General features: G+C 64.4%; 17 protein-coding genes. 10 read left to right on the forward strand and 7 right to left on the reverse strand.

Annotated features, from left to right (window positions below):
* Positions 1-16: 16 nt before the first annotated feature.
* The 4 genes from EGH24_RS01535 (at position 17) to EGH24_RS01550 (ending at position 3,714) form a co-directional block, all read left to right on the forward strand.
* Positions 17-742 (forward strand): DUF2103 domain-containing protein, encoded by a 726-nt coding sequence (locus EGH24_RS01535; protein WP_142978415.1) that lies wholly within the window; start codon positions 17-19, stop codon positions 740-742.
* A 258-nt stretch (positions 743-1,000) separates the two neighbouring features.
* Positions 1,001-1,468, forward strand: coding sequence for a hypothetical protein (locus EGH24_RS01540; RefSeq protein ID WP_142978417.1), 468 nt, complete (start codon positions 1,001-1,003; stop codon positions 1,466-1,468).
* Between the two features lie 35 nt (positions 1,469-1,503).
* Positions 1,504-2,526, forward strand: coding sequence for a PAS domain-containing sensor histidine kinase (locus EGH24_RS01545; protein WP_142978418.1), 1,023 nt, complete (start codon positions 1,504-1,506; stop codon positions 2,524-2,526).
* Positions 2,527-2,574: 48 nt separating this feature from the next.
* Positions 2,575-3,714: a PAS domain-containing sensor histidine kinase gene (locus tag EGH24_RS01550; RefSeq protein WP_142978419.1), complete on the forward strand. Its 1,140-nt coding sequence runs from the start codon at positions 2,575-2,577 to the stop codon at positions 3,712-3,714.
* 225 nt (positions 3,715-3,939) lie between these two features.
* On the opposite strand, the gene EGH24_RS01555 is transcribed toward EGH24_RS01550, so the two are convergent.
* The 4 genes from EGH24_RS01555 to EGH24_RS01570 form a co-directional block, all read right to left on the reverse strand.
* The gene (locus EGH24_RS01555; RefSeq protein WP_142978420.1) at positions 3,940-5,499 is read right to left on the reverse strand and encodes a hybrid sensor histidine kinase/response regulator; all 1,560 of its coding nucleotides are present in this window, start codon (positions 5,497-5,499) and stop codon (positions 3,940-3,942) included.
* A gap of 111 nt (positions 5,500-5,610) precedes the next feature.
* A complete protein-coding gene (locus EGH24_RS01560; protein WP_142978421.1) occupies positions 5,611-6,720 on the reverse strand; it encodes a M20/M25/M40 family metallo-hydrolase in 1,110 nt (369 codons plus the stop codon).
* A complete protein-coding gene (gene lysA / locus EGH24_RS01565) occupies positions 6,717-7,952 on the reverse strand; it encodes a diaminopimelate decarboxylase (protein ID WP_142978422.1) in 1,236 nt (411 codons plus the stop codon). Before lysA ends, EGH24_RS01560 begins: the two co-directional genes overlap by 4 nt.
* Positions 7,953-8,024: 72 nt before the next feature.
* Positions 8,025-8,864 carry a 2,3,4,5-tetrahydropyridine-2,6-dicarboxylate N-succinyltransferase gene (locus EGH24_RS01570; RefSeq protein WP_142978423.1) on the reverse strand — a complete coding sequence of 280 codons (840 nt, stop codon included), beginning with the start codon at positions 8,862-8,864 and terminating at the stop codon, positions 8,025-8,027.
* A gap of 254 nt (positions 8,865-9,118) precedes the next feature.
* Here EGH24_RS01570 and EGH24_RS01575 point away from each other — a divergent pair, with 254 nt between their 5' ends.
* Positions 9,119-9,814: a DsbA family protein gene (locus tag EGH24_RS01575; RefSeq protein WP_142978424.1), complete on the forward strand. Its 696-nt coding sequence runs from the start codon at positions 9,119-9,121 to the stop codon at positions 9,812-9,814.
* Positions 9,814-10,407 carry a hypothetical protein gene (locus EGH24_RS01580; RefSeq protein WP_142978425.1) on the forward strand — a complete coding sequence of 198 codons (594 nt, stop codon included), beginning with the start codon at positions 9,814-9,816 and terminating at the stop codon, positions 10,405-10,407. Before EGH24_RS01575 ends, EGH24_RS01580 begins: the two co-directional genes overlap by 1 nt.
* On the opposite strand, the gene dapB is transcribed toward EGH24_RS01580, so the two are convergent.
* Positions 10,408-11,178, reverse strand: coding sequence for a 4-hydroxy-tetrahydrodipicolinate reductase (gene dapB, locus EGH24_RS01585; RefSeq protein WP_142978426.1), 771 nt, complete (start codon positions 11,176-11,178; stop codon positions 10,408-10,410). It lies immediately after the preceding gene.
* Positions 11,175-12,089, reverse strand: coding sequence for a 4-hydroxy-tetrahydrodipicolinate synthase (gene dapA / locus EGH24_RS01590; RefSeq protein ID WP_142978427.1), 915 nt, complete (start codon positions 12,087-12,089; stop codon positions 11,175-11,177). The genes dapB and dapA overlap by 4 nt, the downstream gene beginning before the upstream one ends.
* Positions 12,090-12,443: 354 nt before the next feature.
* Here dapA and EGH24_RS01595 point away from each other — a divergent pair, with 354 nt between their 5' ends.
* The 3 genes from EGH24_RS01595 to EGH24_RS01605 all read left to right on the forward strand — a co-directional run bounded on the left by EGH24_RS01595 (position 12,444) and on the right by EGH24_RS01605 (position 15,191).
* Positions 12,444-13,058, forward strand: coding sequence for a hypothetical protein (locus EGH24_RS01595; RefSeq protein WP_142978428.1), 615 nt, complete (start codon positions 12,444-12,446; stop codon positions 13,056-13,058).
* Between the two features lie 100 nt (positions 13,059-13,158).
* Entirely contained in the window at positions 13,159-13,617 is a 459-nt protein-coding gene (locus tag EGH24_RS01600; protein ID WP_142978429.1) for a PH domain-containing protein, read from the forward strand.
* Positions 13,614-15,191 (forward strand): PH domain-containing protein, encoded by a 1,578-nt coding sequence (locus tag EGH24_RS01605; RefSeq protein WP_142978430.1) that lies wholly within the window; start codon positions 13,614-13,616, stop codon positions 15,189-15,191. Before EGH24_RS01600 ends, EGH24_RS01605 begins: the two co-directional genes overlap by 4 nt.
* A 6-nt stretch (positions 15,192-15,197) precedes the next feature.
* Here EGH24_RS01605 and EGH24_RS01610 read toward each other — a convergent pair whose 3' ends face one another.
* The gene (locus EGH24_RS01610; protein ID WP_142978431.1) at positions 15,198-15,848 is read right to left on the reverse strand and encodes a bifunctional 4-hydroxy-2-oxoglutarate aldolase/2-dehydro-3-deoxy-phosphogluconate aldolase; all 651 of its coding nucleotides are present in this window, start codon (positions 15,846-15,848) and stop codon (positions 15,198-15,200) included.
* 227 nt (positions 15,849-16,075) lie between these two features.
* On the opposite strand from EGH24_RS01610, the gene EGH24_RS01615 reads away from it, so the two are divergent.
* Positions 16,076-17,593 (forward strand): winged helix-turn-helix domain-containing protein, encoded by a 1,518-nt coding sequence (locus tag EGH24_RS01615; protein ID WP_142978432.1) that lies wholly within the window; start codon positions 16,076-16,078, stop codon positions 17,591-17,593.
* The last annotated feature ends 31 nt before the right edge of the window (positions 17,594-17,624 follow it).

Here is a 17,624-nt window from a genome sequence, read left to right on the forward strand (position 1 = left end):
GCCGGCTCGGGTCGGTATGGAGTGCCGGCAGTGTCACACCGACCTCGATCGGCCGGGCGACTACTGTTTGGTCTGTGACACCGCCAACTGCGACGCCGTCGTCGCCGTGTTCGAGCGCGACGCGGCGACGTTGACGATGCTCGACGGCGAGGAAATCCGCGGCGAGACGACGATCACGACGGTGCAGGACGACGACCACGACGATCGGGCGACCGTCGTCGAACTCCGGAACTTCGCCGGCCGCGTCGCCGACGAGATCCGCCGCAAGCGACCCGAGACGGTCTTCGCTGCCGGCGAGCGCGAGCCGCTGCGGGAGACCCGTAAACAACTCCACTACGAGTTCTATCGCGTGCCCGACGACGACCCAGTCGAAACGGTCCTCGACCGTCGCGGTGAGTCGGCTCTCGATGTCGTGGATATTCCGCCACGCGAGAAGATCGGCGGCAGCCACTCGACGATTATCGGCGGCCGCGCCGGCCGCAACGCCATCAGCATCGTCGCCGACCACCCCCACATCAAGAAGATCATTCCCGGGCCAATCGACGCCGGCGGCAAGGGCTCCCAAAGCAGCCTCAGAGCAAAGATCACCCGCGCCGACGACAACGGCAACGTCCGAATGTTGCTGCGGGACGGCTCAAGCGTGCAAGAAAATCGGTTGGTGACGACCGCTCGGGATCTTGAAACCGGCGAGCGCGTCCGGGCCGACCTGAACGCCGCCCTTGAAGAGGCGGAGTTACAGTAACCGACGGCGGGCAGCGAGTCGTCGGGATGAACGACGGTCGAAGAGCCACTGCAATCCGACGATTGTGCTTCTGTCCCGCATATAGGCCACCTCGCGGCTAGAGCATATTTATTCCATTCTATACAACTAAATAGATTATATTGCTGTGTTTGTTTTCTTTCTTTCCGTTTTCGGTGTACGATCATGATAGAAATCTGCAAAAAACTTATTACTACACATCGAGGTAATCCACCTGCGAAGCAGGAAACCCACCAACACATGAGTACGAACGTCCCCGAACAGACCGTCCGAAACGGCTCTGTTCACCAATCGTCCCCACCCGAACCGAGTGTTCCAACGGCTCCCGCGTTCGACATTCCCGAGTCGCCCCCGGCGGCCGAAACGACGATCTACCGCGATCCGAAGACAGTGATCCGGATTCGCCCAACTGCGTCGGCCAGCGACGAACTCTGCCTGACGATGTATCACCACATGACAGCAGAGACGAAACAGCTGACGCCAGCCCAAACCTCCAACTGGCGCGAGGAGTCCGTCGACGCCTCGCCGAACACGATCAACGCGCTGCCGGATGCGCTCTCCGACCGCTACGTCGCCGCTGTCGAGGAACTCATCGACAGCTTCGGTCTCAGCATCATGCGGCCGTCGACCGGCTACGGCGTCTGTCACCGCCGTCACGACACGGTCGGTAAACACGGCATCGTCTCCTTCCGAACGCGACTCGGCTAACGCGGCCTGTTTGCCGACCCTTCGGCCCACCCACCATGACAACGACACCACCCACGAACGCGACGAGTCGGTTCGAAACGTTGTTCGAGCAGTTGAACGACCCGGTTGTCGAGTTCAAACTGGACGACGGTGAGCCGATCATAGTCCAGGCGAACGCAGCGTTCCGCGAGGTGTTCTGCGTCGTCGACAGCGTCGCTGGCCTCCCGCTCAACGACCTCATCGTCCCGGCTGACCGACAGGGCGAGGCGACGGATTTCGATGAGCGGACCGCCGACGGAAAACCGAACCGGGCGGTCATCGAGCGGACGACCGCCGACGGCACCCGGAAGTTCCTCTATCGGAGTGTGCCGATCGGTGAGAACCACGGCTTTGCGATCTACAGCGATATCACCGCCAAACTCAGACAGGAACGGTATCTCGACGTGCTCCAGCGTGTCCTCCGGCATAACCTCCGCAACGACGTGAACCTCATTACCGGTCACGCCGAGCAGGCCCTCGAAACGGCCGAAAACGAGGCCACACGCGACGCCCTCGAATCAATCACGGAGACCGCGGACAGCCTCACACAGCTCTGTACGGAGGCACAAACGATCCGCAATGTGCTTGGCGAGTCGGCAACGCTGGAGCCGACAGCACTCACACCGATCGTCGACAGCGTCTCGAAAGACTGCCTCCGCCGGTTCCAACAGGCGACGATCACAGTCGACTGTCCGGACGACCTCACAGTGCAGGCTGATGGCCGACTGCGGATCGTCGTCGATAGCCTCGTCGACAACGCGATCCGCCACAATACGTCGTCAATGCCGAAGGTAACCGTGGCGGCGAGCGTCGACGACGACACCGTCGAACTCACCGTCAGGGACAATGGGCCCGGGATTCCCGAAACCGAACGGGACATCGTCCTCGGCGACGCGGAAATATCGCCGCTCTCCCACGGCAGCGGGCTCGGCCTCTGGCTCGTGAAATGGCTCACCGAAAGCTACGGCGGTCGCCTCGACATCGCTGCCGACGACGGCGGTAGCGTCGTCCGGGTTCAGCTAAAGCGTGTGCCCGCCTGACCGAAAGCGTCATGCGGACTGCCAGCGACTGAGTAGTGTTGATTCTATATGAGTAATCCCAGCGACGACACGGCGGCCCCCTCGGAGTTCCCAGTCGACGGCTCGGCCGGCGTGTTGGCCGCCTTAGACGGGGCGGAGACCGCGATCTTCGTGCTGGATCCGACGTTTGCCGTTCGGTGGATCAACGAGGCGACGGCGACCTATTTCGGACTGGACCGCGATGCGGTGATCGGCGCGGACAAAGCCGCCCTCATCGAATCGCAGATCGCGTCGATCTTCGAGCGGCCTGACCGTTTCGCCGAAACCGTCGGCGACACCTACGCCGACAACACCTATATCGAGGAGTTCGAGTGCCACGTTCTCCCCGGCGAGGACCGCGAGGAACGCTGGCTGCTCCATCAGAGCCGCCCGATCGAGAACGGCCCGCTGGCCGGCGGCCGCGTCGAACACTATACCGATATTACCGATCGGAAAGCCCGCGAAGCGGAACTCAAACGCGAACGCGATCGGCTTGAGGAATTCGCTGGGGTCGTCTCGCATGACCTCCGAAATCCCCTGAACGTCGCCCAAGGCCGGCTGGAGTTACTCAGCGACGAGTTCGAGAGCCAGCATCTCGAGCCGCTTGGAGGCGCGCTCGCGCGCATGGGCCGGATCATCGACGACGTTCTGTGGCTCGCCCGTGCGGGCCGCGACATCGGCGACACGGAGGCCGTTGATCTCGGGGGCGCCGTCACGGCGGCATGGCGCCTCGTCGGTGACGAGACGACCGACGCTGAACTCATCGTTGCCCCGGAACTCGACGGCCACCGGATCGAAGCCGACAGCGACCGCCTCGCCCAACTGCTGGAAAACCTCCTCTCGAACGCCATCGCCCACGGCGGCGACGACGTAACCGTGCGGGTCGAGCCGACCGCCACCGGGTTCGCAATTGCGGACGACGGTCCTGGCATCCCGCCGGCCGACCGAGAGCGAGTGTTCGAGTCCGGCTATTCGTCAGTGCCAGACGGAACGGGATTCGGACTTCGGATCGCCTCACAGGTCGTCGAAGCCCACGGCTGGGAGATCAGCATTGCCGAAAGTCCGGATGGTGGAGCACGCTTCGAGATCAGTGGGATCGAAGCGTGCGGGAGCGGGTCCGGGACAAACGCCGGGGAGAAAACCGACGAAACTCCCCGGACGGGGGATTGACGGATCGACGGCCGTTCACTCGGGCAGGGATGAACAGCCGAATAATACTACGCGTTTGTTAACTAAAACATGTCGTCAGTGTTGTATCAGGTTCATAATATTCTTAGTATCTTCTGTAGTGGCTCTTTTGAAAGCAGTATCTGTACATTCGCCCTATGCCAAGATCGGTGCGTCGATTCGAACGCAGGCCACTATCGCCGCGGATCGCTCTGTGGTGTAACGACGCTACCGGACGTTCGTGAACTCGAAGCGCGCGCCGCCGTCGAAGCTCTCGGTGAGTTCGACTTCCCAGCCGTGGGCTTCAGCGATCTGTTTGACGATCGAGAGCCCGAACCCGGTGCCGTCCTTCCGTGTCGTCTCGCCGGCATCGAAAACCGATTCCCGGCGACCCTCGGGAACGCCGGGGCCGTCGTCCTCGACGAAGAAGCCGAAGGTGCCGCCCGTGTCAGCCCGCGTTGAGGTGTACATCACGTTGAGCAGGCCGACCCGGATCGTCACCGGGGGCGTGCTGTGTTCGATCGCGTTCCGAAATAGGTTCTCGAAGATATGCGAGAGGCGGTTGCGGTCGCCGTGGACGGTGAACTCGTCGACGACCCGGAGTTCGGCGTCCTCGCTTTCGATCACGTCCCAACAGTTGTCGAGCAGCTCGGCGATCTCGACGGGCTCCTTGTCGTCGACGGTCTGGCCCTCCCGTGCCAGTGTCAGGGTGTCCTCGATGATGTCCTCCATCCGGTCCATCGCGTCGACGACGGTCTCCAGATGGGAGCTGTCGCACTCGGCTTGGGCGAGTTCCAGCCGACCTTGGGCGACGTTCAGTGGGTTTCGGAGGTCATGCGAGACGACGTTGGTGAACTCCTCAAGCCGGTCGATCTGGCGTCTGAGCTCCTCCTCGCGGCGACTGCGTTCGAGTTCGTAGCCGACCCACTGGGCCAGCGTCTTGACGGTCAGTTTCTGGGCTTCGATCAGCTGTGGGTCCCGCGGCTCGGTCCCGGCGAAACACAACGACCCGAAAACCTCGTCTTCGAGCATGATCGGCGCGCCGACGTAACACTGGAGGCCCAACTCGGAGTACGTCGAGAGTTCCGCGAGCGCGTCGTGGGCTTCGGCGTTGTTGATGCCGACGGGTTCGGCGTTGTCAACGACAAGCTTGCAGTAGTTTTCCGAGAGCTCGCTCGTCATGCCGATTTCGATCCCCTCGTGGTCGCCGGCCACCGAGAGGATCTCCAGATTGCGGTCCTCCACTCGAGTCGCGTAGGCGACAGGGTAGCCGAGTTCGGCGGCCCCGACCTCAAGGGCGCGGTCGAGTTTCTCCTCGAAGGAGAGCTCCGACTGGTTGGTTACCGCATAGAGTTGGGAGATCGCAGAGGTCGACTGTCGCCACGGGTCGGCCGTGTTCTGCTCGCCGGCGTAGCTGATCGAGGTCTCGATCCGCGTCGCCAACAGCTCGTAGTCGGTACCGGCGTCGGTTTTCGGGACGTAGTCGGTCGCACCGGCGGCGAGAGCTTTGCCGATCAGATCGACGGAATCGGGATGGGTAAACAGCAGGATCGGGAGCTTCGGGTCCGTTTCGTGGATCGAGGCGATGAAGTCGATCACGTCGACTGCGGCGTGGGGTTCGACCACGAGACACTCGAACGGCTGTGACTCGTAGGCCTCGTGAGCCTCGGCAGCGGTTTCGACACTGACGATCGAAAAAGTCCGCTCAGCAGTCAACGTCTCGGCCGCCTCGGCAAGCGGATCGAGAGACTCCGGAGCCCCCAGATGAAGAACACGAAGCGTCGACATTACCGGGGATACCCCATGATAGTTTATAAATATTGGTTTGTTGAGACCAAAACCGATAGCCAGAAGCCGGGAACGCCCCCGTCGCGGTTCTGACGAATATCGACAGCGAGATCAGACGAGCGTTGTCAGCGCGGTTTCGACGGCGTCAGCAGCCGCACGCACGTCCGAGAGCCGGACGTACTCCCGGCTCGCGTGGGCGACCGGCCCCTCGTCGTCAGCCAACACGCCCGGACCGAAGACAACTGTGGGCGCAGTCGCCGCGAAGTACGACGCCTCCGTCGCCGCCCCGAAGGCGCGGATGTCGCCGTCGCTTGCGGCCGCCAGCGTCGTGACCAGTTCGGCGTCGCTGTCGGTGACAAACGGATCGGGAAACGGCGTGTCGGCACGGAGCAAGTCGACGGCAACGTCGCGGTCAGGTAGTTGGTCCGCAAGATAGGCCTGCAGCGATTCCCGGAACCCGTCGCTCGTTTCAGGCGGAACACTCCGCCGGTCAACCGTGAGCCGACACTCATCCGGCACGCGGTTGGTCGTGTCGCCGCCGCTCAGTACCGTTGGCGTCAGTTTCGGCTCGCCCAGCAGCGGGTCGGCCTCGGTGCCGACAGTGTCGTCGTACGCCGAGAGAGCGGTCAGGACGTGGCCGATCAGGTACATCGGGTTCTCGTCGGCCGGGACGCTGGCCGCGTGGCCGCCGGCTCCCGACACCGTGATCTCAGCTTCACACTGTCCGCGAGCAGCGGTACAGACATCGAGGTCGGTCGGCTCGCCGACGATGAAACCGTCGGCCGACAGCCGATCGGCAAGCGCGGCCGCGCCGATCTGCGTCGTCTCCTCGTCGGGCGTAATCGCCAGCGTCAGCGTGCCCTCGTCAGGCTCAGTTCGGAGGAACGCCGCCAGCAACGCCGCCAGCGGCCCTTTGGCGTCGCAGGCTCCCCGCCCGCGGACGACATCGCCGTCGGGCTCGTAGGAGATGTGCGGGGCGACGGTGTCGATGTGGGTGTTGAGGACGATGTGCGGCGAGGCCGTGGCACCCTCGTCAGTCACGTCACCCACGCCGCGACTGACGAGGACATTGCCGTCGTCATCGACGTGTGGCGAATGGCCCGCGTCGGTCAGCGTGTCGACGAGCAATTCCCGCATCTCGTCGACGCTTTCGTGAGAGGGTGTTTGGACCGCTTCCGCGTGAAACTCCTCGATATCGAAGCCCGTCGTTGCCGCAGTCACTGTTCTACCCGGGTGACATCGTCGAGCGTTTCGCGCCGCCGGACGACGCGGTCGTCGCCGCCCTCAAGCGCGACTTCGGCGGGTCGCGGCTGGGAGTGGAACTGGCTGGCGAGTTCGTAGCCGTAGGCACCCGCGTTGCCGATGGCGAGGATGTCGTTTCGCTCGGGCCGCGCGATGGGCCGGTCGGTGGCGAAGACATCCGCGCTCGTACAGACTGGGCCACCGACCGTGACAGGTTCTGCCTCGCGGTCGGGCGCGCTGACGTTCCGCATCGGGTGATAGGAGCCGAACATCGCCGGGCGAATGAGGGTCGCAAGGCTGGCGTCGACGCCGACGACGGTCGCCGCCGGGGTTTCCTTGATCGTATTGACAGTCGTCAGAATGAGCCCGGCATCGGCGACGATGTAGCGGCCTGGTTCGAGTTTGAGTTGGGCGTCTATGTCGCCGACCGCCTCTCTGACCATTTCGCTCGTCGTTTCGAGGTCGAGCGGCGGTTCGTCCTCGCGGTACGGCACGCCGAAGCCGCCGCCGATGTCGACGAATTCGAGATCGCCGACGCGGCGGGCCATCTCGCCGACGCGTTCGATGGCCTCGCAGTGGTCTTCGAGGTCGTCGGTCAGGACGCCGCTGCCGGCATGCGAGTGGAGGCCGACGAGGTCGAACTCCTCGCGGACGCGCTCGGCGACTTCCGGGACCTGGTCGTATGGAATCCCGAACTTGGCGTCGTTTCCAGTGGCGACTTTCTCGTGGTGACCCGTCCCGATGCCGGGGTTGATTCGGATGGCGATTCGGCCGTCGTAGCCGCGCTCGGCGAGGCGGTCGAGGGTGTCGGTCGCACCGATGGTGATCGTCAGGCCGGGCGCGTCCTCAGCGAGATCGACGGCGTAATCGAGATCGTGGTCCGGGGGGTTGACCGCGGTGTACTGGAGGGTATTCGGATCGGCTCCGGCGTCGATTGAGCGTTGGAGTTCGCCCCAGGCGGCACACTCGATGTCCGCGCCGACTTCGAGCAGGGCCGAGAGAACGGACTGGCCGGTGTGGGCCTTCGCGGCGTACATGACGTGGGCGTCGGGAAACGCCGCCGAGAACCGCTGGTAGTTCGCCTGGACGCGGTCGAGGTCGATAACGTACAGCGGCGTGTCGTGGGTCGCCGCCAGCGACCGGAGCCGCTGGTCGTCCCAGTCGGCCAAGCGGCGGACGGGCGGGGAGTCTGCGAGATCGGGTACAGCCATTACCTGTTGTGGGGGCGGTCAGCGATTCAATGCTTTGGTTCGGGCTGCCACCAGCTTACTCGACATCGTAGCCTACTCTCGCAGGGCGTCTTCTTGCTGGGTCGCTTCCAGGGTCTCCTCTTCAACGTCGGTGGCGACGACGGCCGGCTTGTACGCGCCGCCATCGAAGAGGTCGTGCTCGCTGACGGAGGATTCGACAAAGCGGGTGAAGGCCCGCCGCTCCGAGGGGAGGTGGCCGTAGATGACTTCCTCTTCAACGAGATCGTAGACCGGGATACGCGGGGTGAGCAGCGTATTTTCGCCGATAATCGAGTTTTCGCCGATCTTGAAGCCCGAGGTAACACGGCAGCCTGCGCCGAGGGAAACACCGTCCTCGANNANNACCGGCGCGCCTTCGACGGGTTCGAGNACGCCGCCGANNAGCGTGTTCGCGCCNAGNTTNACGTCGGNGCCGATCTGTGCACAGGAGCCGACCGTGTCACAGGAGTCGACGAGCGTGCCGTCGCCGACGTACGCGCCGATNTTGACGAAGNNNGGNNNCATCATGATGNNGTNCNNGCCGANNTAGGAGCCACGGCGGATCGTCGTTCCGTCTGGCGTGTTGCGCGTGCCGCGTTCGGCGAGGTCGTCGGTGCGGCGCAGCGGGAGTACGTCGTTGTAGCTGACGCCGCCGTACTCCTGGGCCTGGTTGTGCCGGAGGGTGAAATTGAGGAGGATGCCCTCCTTTACCCACGCGTTGGCCTCCCACGAAGTAACGTCGTCGCCGGTCTTCTCGGCGGCGCGCACCTCGCCGGTTTCGAGGGCTTCGAGGAACGCGTCGAGCGTTGCGATATCCTCGTCAGTGGCTTCGTCGGCCGTCAGCCCGTCGTCATAGCGACTCCACAGGTCGGAAATCTCGGATTCGAGTGTCATATGTAGGCTCTCTCGCTGAGAGGTTTGTATTCGATGGTTTTCGGCAATGCGGAGACAGCCGAACGGCCGACAGCCACGAGCAACACCGGTCGCTGTGGGGCTGAAGTCTAGAGAGTCTCCGAACGGAGTCCAGACGTAGTTTGAAAAACCCTCATGAGGGGAATTGCCGAAGTAGTCGGTACGCATGGCACATCCGCTCTCAGTACGGCATCGTCAGCCATCTACAGTACAGCCACCACTCGGGGTGTCGAATCGTGACTAAGCGAACCCGGCGAAGCCTCCTCGGTAGTGCCGGCGCGGCAGCGAGCCTGACGCTCGCCGGGTGTATGGGTGGTGGTAGCGGCAGCAGTGGCAGCAGCGGCGAATCATCCGACGGCGTCGCACTGGCCGACCACCCGCTCGGCGAGAACCTCGCCGAGTGGCCCCACCTCGGCCCCGATCCGTTCGAGGCACCGGCGACGCTCGTCGTCCTTGACGATCCCTCGTGTTCCCGCTGTGCGGCCTTCCATCAGGGCACTGTCGCCGAATTAGAATCCCAATACGTCGAAAGCGGCGATCTCTCCATCGCCGTGCGACCGTATCCGGTCGTCTACGCGTGGGGCGAGCCTGCAGCCCACGCGCTGGAGGCGACGCTGGCCCGCGACGAAGCGGCGTTCTGGGCTCTCCTCGATCACTATTTCGCCGAACAGGGCTCGTTCAACACCGACAACGTCCTCGATCAGACCGAAACGTGGCTCGGAGACAACACTGATCTCGACGCGGCAGCCGTCATTGATGATGTCGATTCAGAGGCAATCACGAGTCGGGTCGAGGCGACGCTGGCGGCTGGAGAAGAAGCCGGTGCGGGCAACATAACCCCGGCGAGCTTCGCCTTCGTCGACGGTGCACTCCAGACCTCGCTGAACGGAAGCGTCAGTACGAGCACTGTCGAAACCGCGCTCAACCTCTGATGTCCAAACGGCTGCCAACGCGGCGGGCGGATCTGCGACTCATCGGGCGGACGCTCCGGCTCGTGCTGTCGATCCCGGCGTATGCCGGCTTCGCGGTGCTCACCGCGTGGGGGGCACTGACGGCGTTCGCCCTCTCGCAGAACCTCACGCTGACAAGCGACCTGATCGTCGGCGGCTCGCTGCCGCTTGCGGATCGGCTCGTCCTCGTCGTCGAGCAGTACCCCTTCGTCGGGACGAACTACAGCGCGCTCGACGGGGCAGCACTCCTGCTCGTGGTGTCGCTCGTCGGTGCGAACCTCGCGCTCGTCACGTACCACCTCCGCGAACACGACCTCTCGGCGGCCGGCAGCGGCGGTAGTCTGCTCGGCGTCGCCCTCGGCGTACTCGGCGCGGGCTGTGCCGCCTGCGGCTCGGCACTCCTGCTGGGCGTCCTCTCGCTGTTCGGCGCGAGCGGACTCGTGTTGCTGTTGCCACTCGGCGGGCTCGAACTCTCACTACTGGCGGTCCTCGCGCTGTTGCTCTCGACCTATTGGGTCGCCGATGGGATGCGCGGCGGTGAGATACAGGGCTGTCCGGTCGATATCGGACGGTAGTTACGCGTCGTCGATGACCTCGAAGAAGTCGTACCACCCTGGCTCCCGTCCGGCCAGCCACTCGGCAGCATCCAGCGCGCCGTCGGCGAAGATACTCCGGTCGCCGGCGCGGTGGGTCAGCGATAGCGTCTCGTTGCTACCGCCGAGCAGGACCTCGTGTTCGCCGGCGATATCGCCAGCGCGGCGAGCGTGGACGCCGATTTCGTCGGCCGATCGCGGGGCCTCGCCCTCGCGGCCGTGGACGCGCTCGCTGAGGTCGTCGCGGACACCCTCAATGTCGTCGAGCAGCGTTTTTGCGGTGCCGCTGGGCGCGTCGCGCTTGGCGTTGTGATGCGTTTCGGTGAGTTCGATATCGGCATCGGGGAGGGCTGCCGTCGCCTCCTGTACGGCGAGGCGGAGAGCGGCAACACCGCGGGAGAAGTTCGAGGCTTTTAGCACTGCCGTCGATTCGGCTGCGGCTCGCAGCGCGTCAAGTCCGTCATCGTCGAAGCCGGTCGTGCCGGTGACGAGCGCGACGCCGTGTTCGACGCAGGCGTCGGCGTACGCGAGGGCCGATTCAGGGCCGGTGAAATCGACGACGACATCGGGCTCGTACTCAGCGAGTAGTTCCGCGAAATTGTCGCTGGATTCGATGACAACACCCGAAATCAGCTCGTCGACCGGACTGCGGTTGACCGCGAAGGCGACCTCGATTGCCTCGCGGTCGGCGGCAGCGGCGAGGACTTCCCGACCCATCCGACCGGCCGCGCCAGTGACGGCGATCTCGGTCATTCGGTCGTCGCCTCCGCCTCAGCAAGGTCGCTGTCGAGTTCGTCGAGCCGCGCTTGGAGTTCCTCGCGGTGTTCCTCGGAGAGTTCCGTCAGCGGCGAGCGGATTATCTCGGGCGTGTAGCCACGCATTGCCATCGCGGCTTTGACCGGGATCGGGTTGGTCTCGACGAACAACTGGCGGGTGAGCGGCCCGAGTTCGTGGTGGATCGCGCGGGCGAACTCGTAGTCGCCCTCCAAGGCCGCGCCGACCATCGCACAGGCGCGTTCGGGTTCGACGTTGGCCACGACGCTGATCGCGCCGTCGCCGCCGGCGGCAAGGATGGGGAGTGTCATCCCGTCGTCGCCGGAGAGGATGGCGAAGTCTTTGCTGCGTGTGCGCTCAATGACCTCGGAGATACGGTTGAGATCTCCCGAGGCGGCTTTGTAGCCCGCGATGTTCGGGTGGTCGGCGAGGTCGACGGCAGTGTCGACGGCGATGTTGCGGCCGGTTCGGCTCGGGACGTTGTAGATGATCTGCGGGAGATCGACCGTGTCGGCGATCTCCTCGTAGTGCTCGTACATCCCCTGTGGTTCGGGTTTGTTGTAGTACGGCGAGATGAGCAGCAGGNCGTCNGCNCCGGCGTCGGCCGCNNGCNGNGANAGGTCNAGNGCNTCGNNNGTGTTGTTCGANCCGGNGCCNGCGATGACNGGCACGTCCTCGACNGCGTCGACGNNNGCNTCGATGACCTCGACGTGTTCGNCGTGTGAGAGCGTCGCCGACTCGCCGGTCGAGCCCATGGGAACGAGGCCGTCGACGCCGGCGGCTTCGAGCCGTTGGGCGTCCTCGCGGAGCGTTTCTGTGTCGATCTCGTTGGCTTCGGTAAAGGGGGTCACCATCGCCGGGAAGACCCCGCTGAAGTCGATTTGTGTCATGGTCGTGTTGGATGGGGTGGTCTGTATGGTCTGGAGACTATACGAGGTGAGTAAAAAGGCCCGAAACGGGGTTGCCACGCCCGCAACGAGCGATCAGACGGCGCGCTTCTTCGGACGAGCGGGTCGCACTGCTATCGATGGGCTGCCAAGCGGGGTGATAGCAGTGTGGATCACACCGAAACATGGACCGCAATCCAACTTAGGCGTTGTGTCTCCGGGCTCCGCGGTCGGAAACGCTGGGCAGCCGGAGTACGCCGACGGATTCACCGAACCATAACGAGACTGTTAGAAGAGCGAATGGGTGTTGCAAGCGTCTTAGAAACGTTTTAGCTGTTGTGACGCAACAACTCAGATATGATGCACCGTCGTGATTACCTCCTCGCGGTCGGTGCGACAGTCGGCCTTGCCGGATGTACCGCCGGCTCAAACCGACCGGATGATTCGGGCAGAAACGCTACCGACACAGACTCGGAATCAACCGACGAAATCGAAACGGATCCCGAAACGACCGTCACCCCGACGGAGCGGGTTCGACAGTTCTACCGGGCCTTGCTCGCCGAGAACACCGACGCATTAAACGCGAAAATCGTCCATCCGGCGTCGCCGACGTATCCCGTCGCCGAGAGCCACGTTCCACCCGAAGCGTTCACGCAGTTCGAGGACGTGAAAATCGCCAGCGTCGAAGAAGTCTCGGTGCAGGACATGGTCGTCCAGCGGCTCGGCAACCCCATGCAGATGAAAGACTGGAAAGAGGAGCTGGGAGCCGACGATCTGCAGTACGTCCACACGACGTTCTACGTCAAGAAGCCGGGCGAGGAGCAGGCCTACGAGGCGGATACGGTCGATTACGCGGTCGAAGACGACGGGATCTGGTACGTCCGCTATGACGCGAGCAAATCGACCCACGGCCAGCAATCCGACGCCAGCCGCCATCCCAACTCTAGCCAGCAATCCAACACCAGTCAGTAAGCGACTTCAACAGCACTTGCCCGTGTGATATTGAGACTTATACAGCCGCCACCAGTATAGGCGGTATGGACGTTGGCCCTCACCCGCGGGAGGCGCGTCGATGAACGCCCTCCATCCCCGGATTCGGATCGTCTGGATACTGCGGTCGCTGATCGGCGCGGCACTGCTCGGCGCGGCCGCCACGGGGATCGCCATTTTCCTCTCGGAACCGCTGACGATCCCGGCGGTGCTGACGGGGCTGTTCGTCATCCTCGGGGTCATCCATGCGATCCTGCGATACCGGAACTGGCAGTACGTCGTCGGCGACGACGCCCTCTATCTCGAACGCGGCGTGCTCACGCAGGTCCACACTGAGGTCCCGCTCGTCCGTATCCAACACGTCGATTCCCGGCGGTCGGCCTTCGAGCGACTCGTCGGCCTCGCCAGCACGGTCGTCTACACCGCCGGCTCCCGAGGTGCGGACGTGACGATCCCGGGCCTGACGCCCGAGGCCGCGCGCGACCTCAGAGAGCGGCTGAAGGGGCTGGCGATCGAGGCCGACGGGGAGGACGCGGTGTGAAGTTAGCCCCGGCGTCGATCCCCTACCGCGTCTTCCAGAAAGCAGGCAGAGTAGCGATCTCGCTGGTCTTCCTCGGCTCGATCGGGACGGAGTTCGCCATCGGTCGGGAGTTAGTGATCGCTGGCGTCGGCGTGATCATCCTGCTGACGGCGGGCTACGAACTCGCCTACTACCGGCGGTTCAGATACGAATTTACGAAAGATACGTTCGACGTGAAATCGGGGGTACTCAACCGCCGGGAGCGGGAAATTCCCTATGGTCGGATCCAGAACGTCGATATCAGCCGAAACGTCATCCAGCGACTGCTGGGGTTGTCGGCGGTCAACCTCGAAACTGCCGGCGGTGGCTCGACAGAGGCCGCGATCAAATACGTGACCGCCGAGGCAGCCACTGGGATTCAATCCGAACTCCGCGAGCGGAAATCGACGCGGGGCGACAGGGAGCCGGCTGAGGGTGCCGACACGGACGAAGCGACCAAGAAACAGACGGCAGCCGAGGACGAACTCCTCTTCGAGATCGCACCCTCGGAACTCGCCTTGGCCGGCGTGCTCTCCTTCGACCCTCGCGTCCCGGGGCTGTTGTTTGCGATCTTCACAGGGTCGATCCCGTTCGTCTCGCCGGTGATACCACAGACCGACTCGCCGGCCGTGTTGTTGGGCGTCGGGGTTGTCTTCCTCATCGCATTGGTTGTCCTCTCGTGGCTCGTCGGCGCGGCCTCGGCGATCGTCAACTACTGGGGGTTCCGACTGACCCGGTCGCCGACCGAACTCCGGTACGAGCGCGGGCTACTCAAGCAGTATAGCGGAACGATCCCGTTCGACAAGATCCAGACCGTGACGATCAGCGACAACCCTCTGAAACGGCAGACTGGATACGCGACGCTGGCGGTCGAAACGGCGGGCTACGCGCCGGGACAGGCGAACGAACGCGGCAGCGAGGCGGCCGTCCCGATCGCTAGCCGCGACCGCATCAAACGGCTGGCCGAGGAGATCGACGGCTGTGAGACAGTCTCGTTCAACCGCCCGCCGAAACGGATTCGACGGCGGTACTTCGCACGGTACCTGATCGGGCTGGCCGTTCTGACGGGCGTGTTGTACGGTATCGGGCAGTTGCTCGCCGCCGAAACGTTCTCGTGGTATCTGCCGCTGGCGGGGCTGGTTCTCGCACCGATCGCGGCCCACTACAAGTGGCTCCACCGGGGGTACGCCCTCGGCGAGGACCACCTCATCACGCGGAACGGCGTCTGGCGCCGCGAAACGAAACGCGTCGCCTACCACCGGATACAGACCGTCATCGACGAGCGAACGATCTTCCAGCGGCGGTGGAGCGTCGCCACCGTCGTCGCCGACACCGCCGGCTCGCTGTCGCTGCTCGGCAACGACGCCGCCGCAGTCGATATCGACGCCAGCGACGCGATCTACCTGCGGAGGGTGCTCAGAACGCGGTTGCAGGCTGCGTTGGCCGAGCGGCGACAACAGCGTAATAGTGTCCCGGCGGCGGCATCGACACCGACGCCGGATTCGGAGACACTCGCTGACGACAACGAAGCCGCAATCGGCGACGAAACCGAATAGCGTCGGTTACTGTCGGGCGTCGTCGATGACGGCGCGGAACCGTTTGGCGGTGTCAGTAATTTCCTCGAATTCGCCGCGGGCGGCAGCCTCGTAATCGACGAGCGCGCTGCCCGCGCCGACGCATTCCGCGCCGGCGTCGATGTAGTCGCCGGCGTTGTCGGGGCTGACACCGCCAGTCGGCATCAGCGGAATCTGCCCCAGTGGCCCTTTGATCGAGCCGAGATGGCCCGGGCCGAGCGACGAGGCCGGGAAGACTTTCAACAGGTCCGCGCCGGCCTCATAGCCGGTGATCGCTTCAGTCGGCGTCATGATCCCCGGCGCGACGAGCGTCCCGTAGCGGTTGCAGGTGTCGATTACGTCCTCATGGAGGCTCGGGCTGACGACGAAATCCGCGCCGCTGAGCATGACCGTCCGGGCGGTCTCGCTGTCGAGGACGGTGCCGACGCCGATAGCGATCTCCTCATCGGCGAAGGAGGCGTCGAGTTCCTCCACCATGTCGGCGATGCCTGGCGTGTCGGCGGTGAGTTCGATCCCGCTGACGCCGCCGGCGACGAGAGCGTCAGTAATGTCGATTAGCGTGTCGGCATCGACCCCCCGGAGGACGGCGACGACACCGCTGTCGCGGAGTTGTTGGAACACGTCGTGTTTGGTGCGCATGGTCGATGTAGCGGCACCCACCGTAGTAAAAAACAGGGATCGGCCCCGTGGGGAGCGACGTGTGTCGGGTTTTCCCCGGAAATCCGTGTACAAAGGCGTTAGATTGATTACTGTCGCTTCGAGTGAACAACCCGTATGAATACAGGAGTCGACGGGGTGGGGTCCGTCATGAACGGTATCGGCAGTCAACTGCGCGGCGAGACGGCAGCCAGTGAGGTGAGCGACCGATGAAGAAACCGGTCGACTCCGCCTCCTTCAGCGAGACTGAGACGGCGATCCTCACGGCCGCATTGCAGAATCCCGAGGCGACGAACGCCGACATCGCCGAGGAAACCGGCGCGCGAGTCGCCCTCGTCCGGGATGTCCGGGAGGAACACGAAGACAACGTCGAACTGCCGGACGACTACGACGAGTCGGCGGCGACCGGCGGCGTCGACGCCGACGGCGACCTCAGCGCGGCTCAAGAGTCGATCCTCGAGTACGCCGCCGACAACCCGGATGCGACCAACGCCGACATCGCCGACGCGACGGGTGCGCGCGTCACGCTCGTCCGTGATACGCTGGCCGAACACGGCGACAGCGTCGAATCGACAGGTAGCAGTGGCGGCGACAGTGGAAGCGACAGCACGGCCGCGGCCAGTAAGGAGTCCAGCGACACCCAGCAGGCCATTCTCGATTACGCCGACGAGAACCCGGATGCGACGAACGCCGAGATCGCCGACGAAGTCGGCGCGCGCGTCACGCTCGTCCGCGACACGCTCGCCGAGCACGGCAGCGGGAGTTCAAGCAGTAGTTCATCCGGCAGTAGCGGCGGGAGCAGCACCGGCAGCGATAGCGACCTCCAGTCGGAGATCGTCGACTACGCCGACGAGAACCCGGAGGCAACGAACGCCGAGATTGCCGATGCCGTCGGCGCACGCGTCACGCTCGTCCGCGACACGCTCGCGGACAACGACTACAGCAGCGAGATCGAGACCGCCAGCGGCGGCGAACTGCCGGCCGGCGTCAGCGCGAGCATGCTCAACGAGACCGAGCAGGCGATCCTCGAACTCGCCCAAGAGGACGACGAGCTGACCAACGCCGACATCGCCGAAAAGACCGGCACAACCGTGTCGGTCGTCCGCGATACCCGTGTCAAACACGAGCCCGGCAAGTCCGCCGACTACGGCGGCGAGGGCACCATCCAGGAAGACGACGAAGACGACGAGGAGGAGACGGCCGACGAGACCGACGAGTCCAGAGAGTGGACGCCCGGTGATCCGACCGAACTCCAAGAGGAAATCCTCGAAACCGCCCTCCAGAACGAGGAGCTAACCAACGCCGAGATCGCCACCGAAACCGGCGCGCGACTCACGCTCGTCCGCGACACGCTCACCGACTACGACGACCTGACGCTGGACGATCTCGAAGACGGCGTCTCCTCGTCGTACGAGCCGGAGGAACCCTCGGGCCGGGGCGACCTCAGCGATACCGAGCAGGCGATCCTCGACGCTGCCGACGAAGACCCCGAGGCGACCAACGCCGAGATCGCCGAACAGGTCGGCGCGCGCGTCACGCTCGTCCGCGACACACGCGAGAACTACAGCGATCTCGGCTCCGGCAGTTCGGGTGGCGACGCCGAGAGCAGCGCGGCCGACGCCGGCGCGGCCGGTAGCGACGACGGCCTTTCGAGTGGGCGGCTCATCGCCCTCGCAGTCATCGTCCTCGTGCTCATCATCGCGGTCGTCCTGCTGGGCGGCTCGTAAGCACGACGGCCGACAGTCGTACCGTTTCCGT

Source organism: Halonotius terrestris, from assembly GCF_006861665.1.
Taxonomy (GTDB): Archaea; Halobacteriota; Halobacteria; order Halobacteriales; family Haloferacaceae; genus Halonotius; species Halonotius terrestris.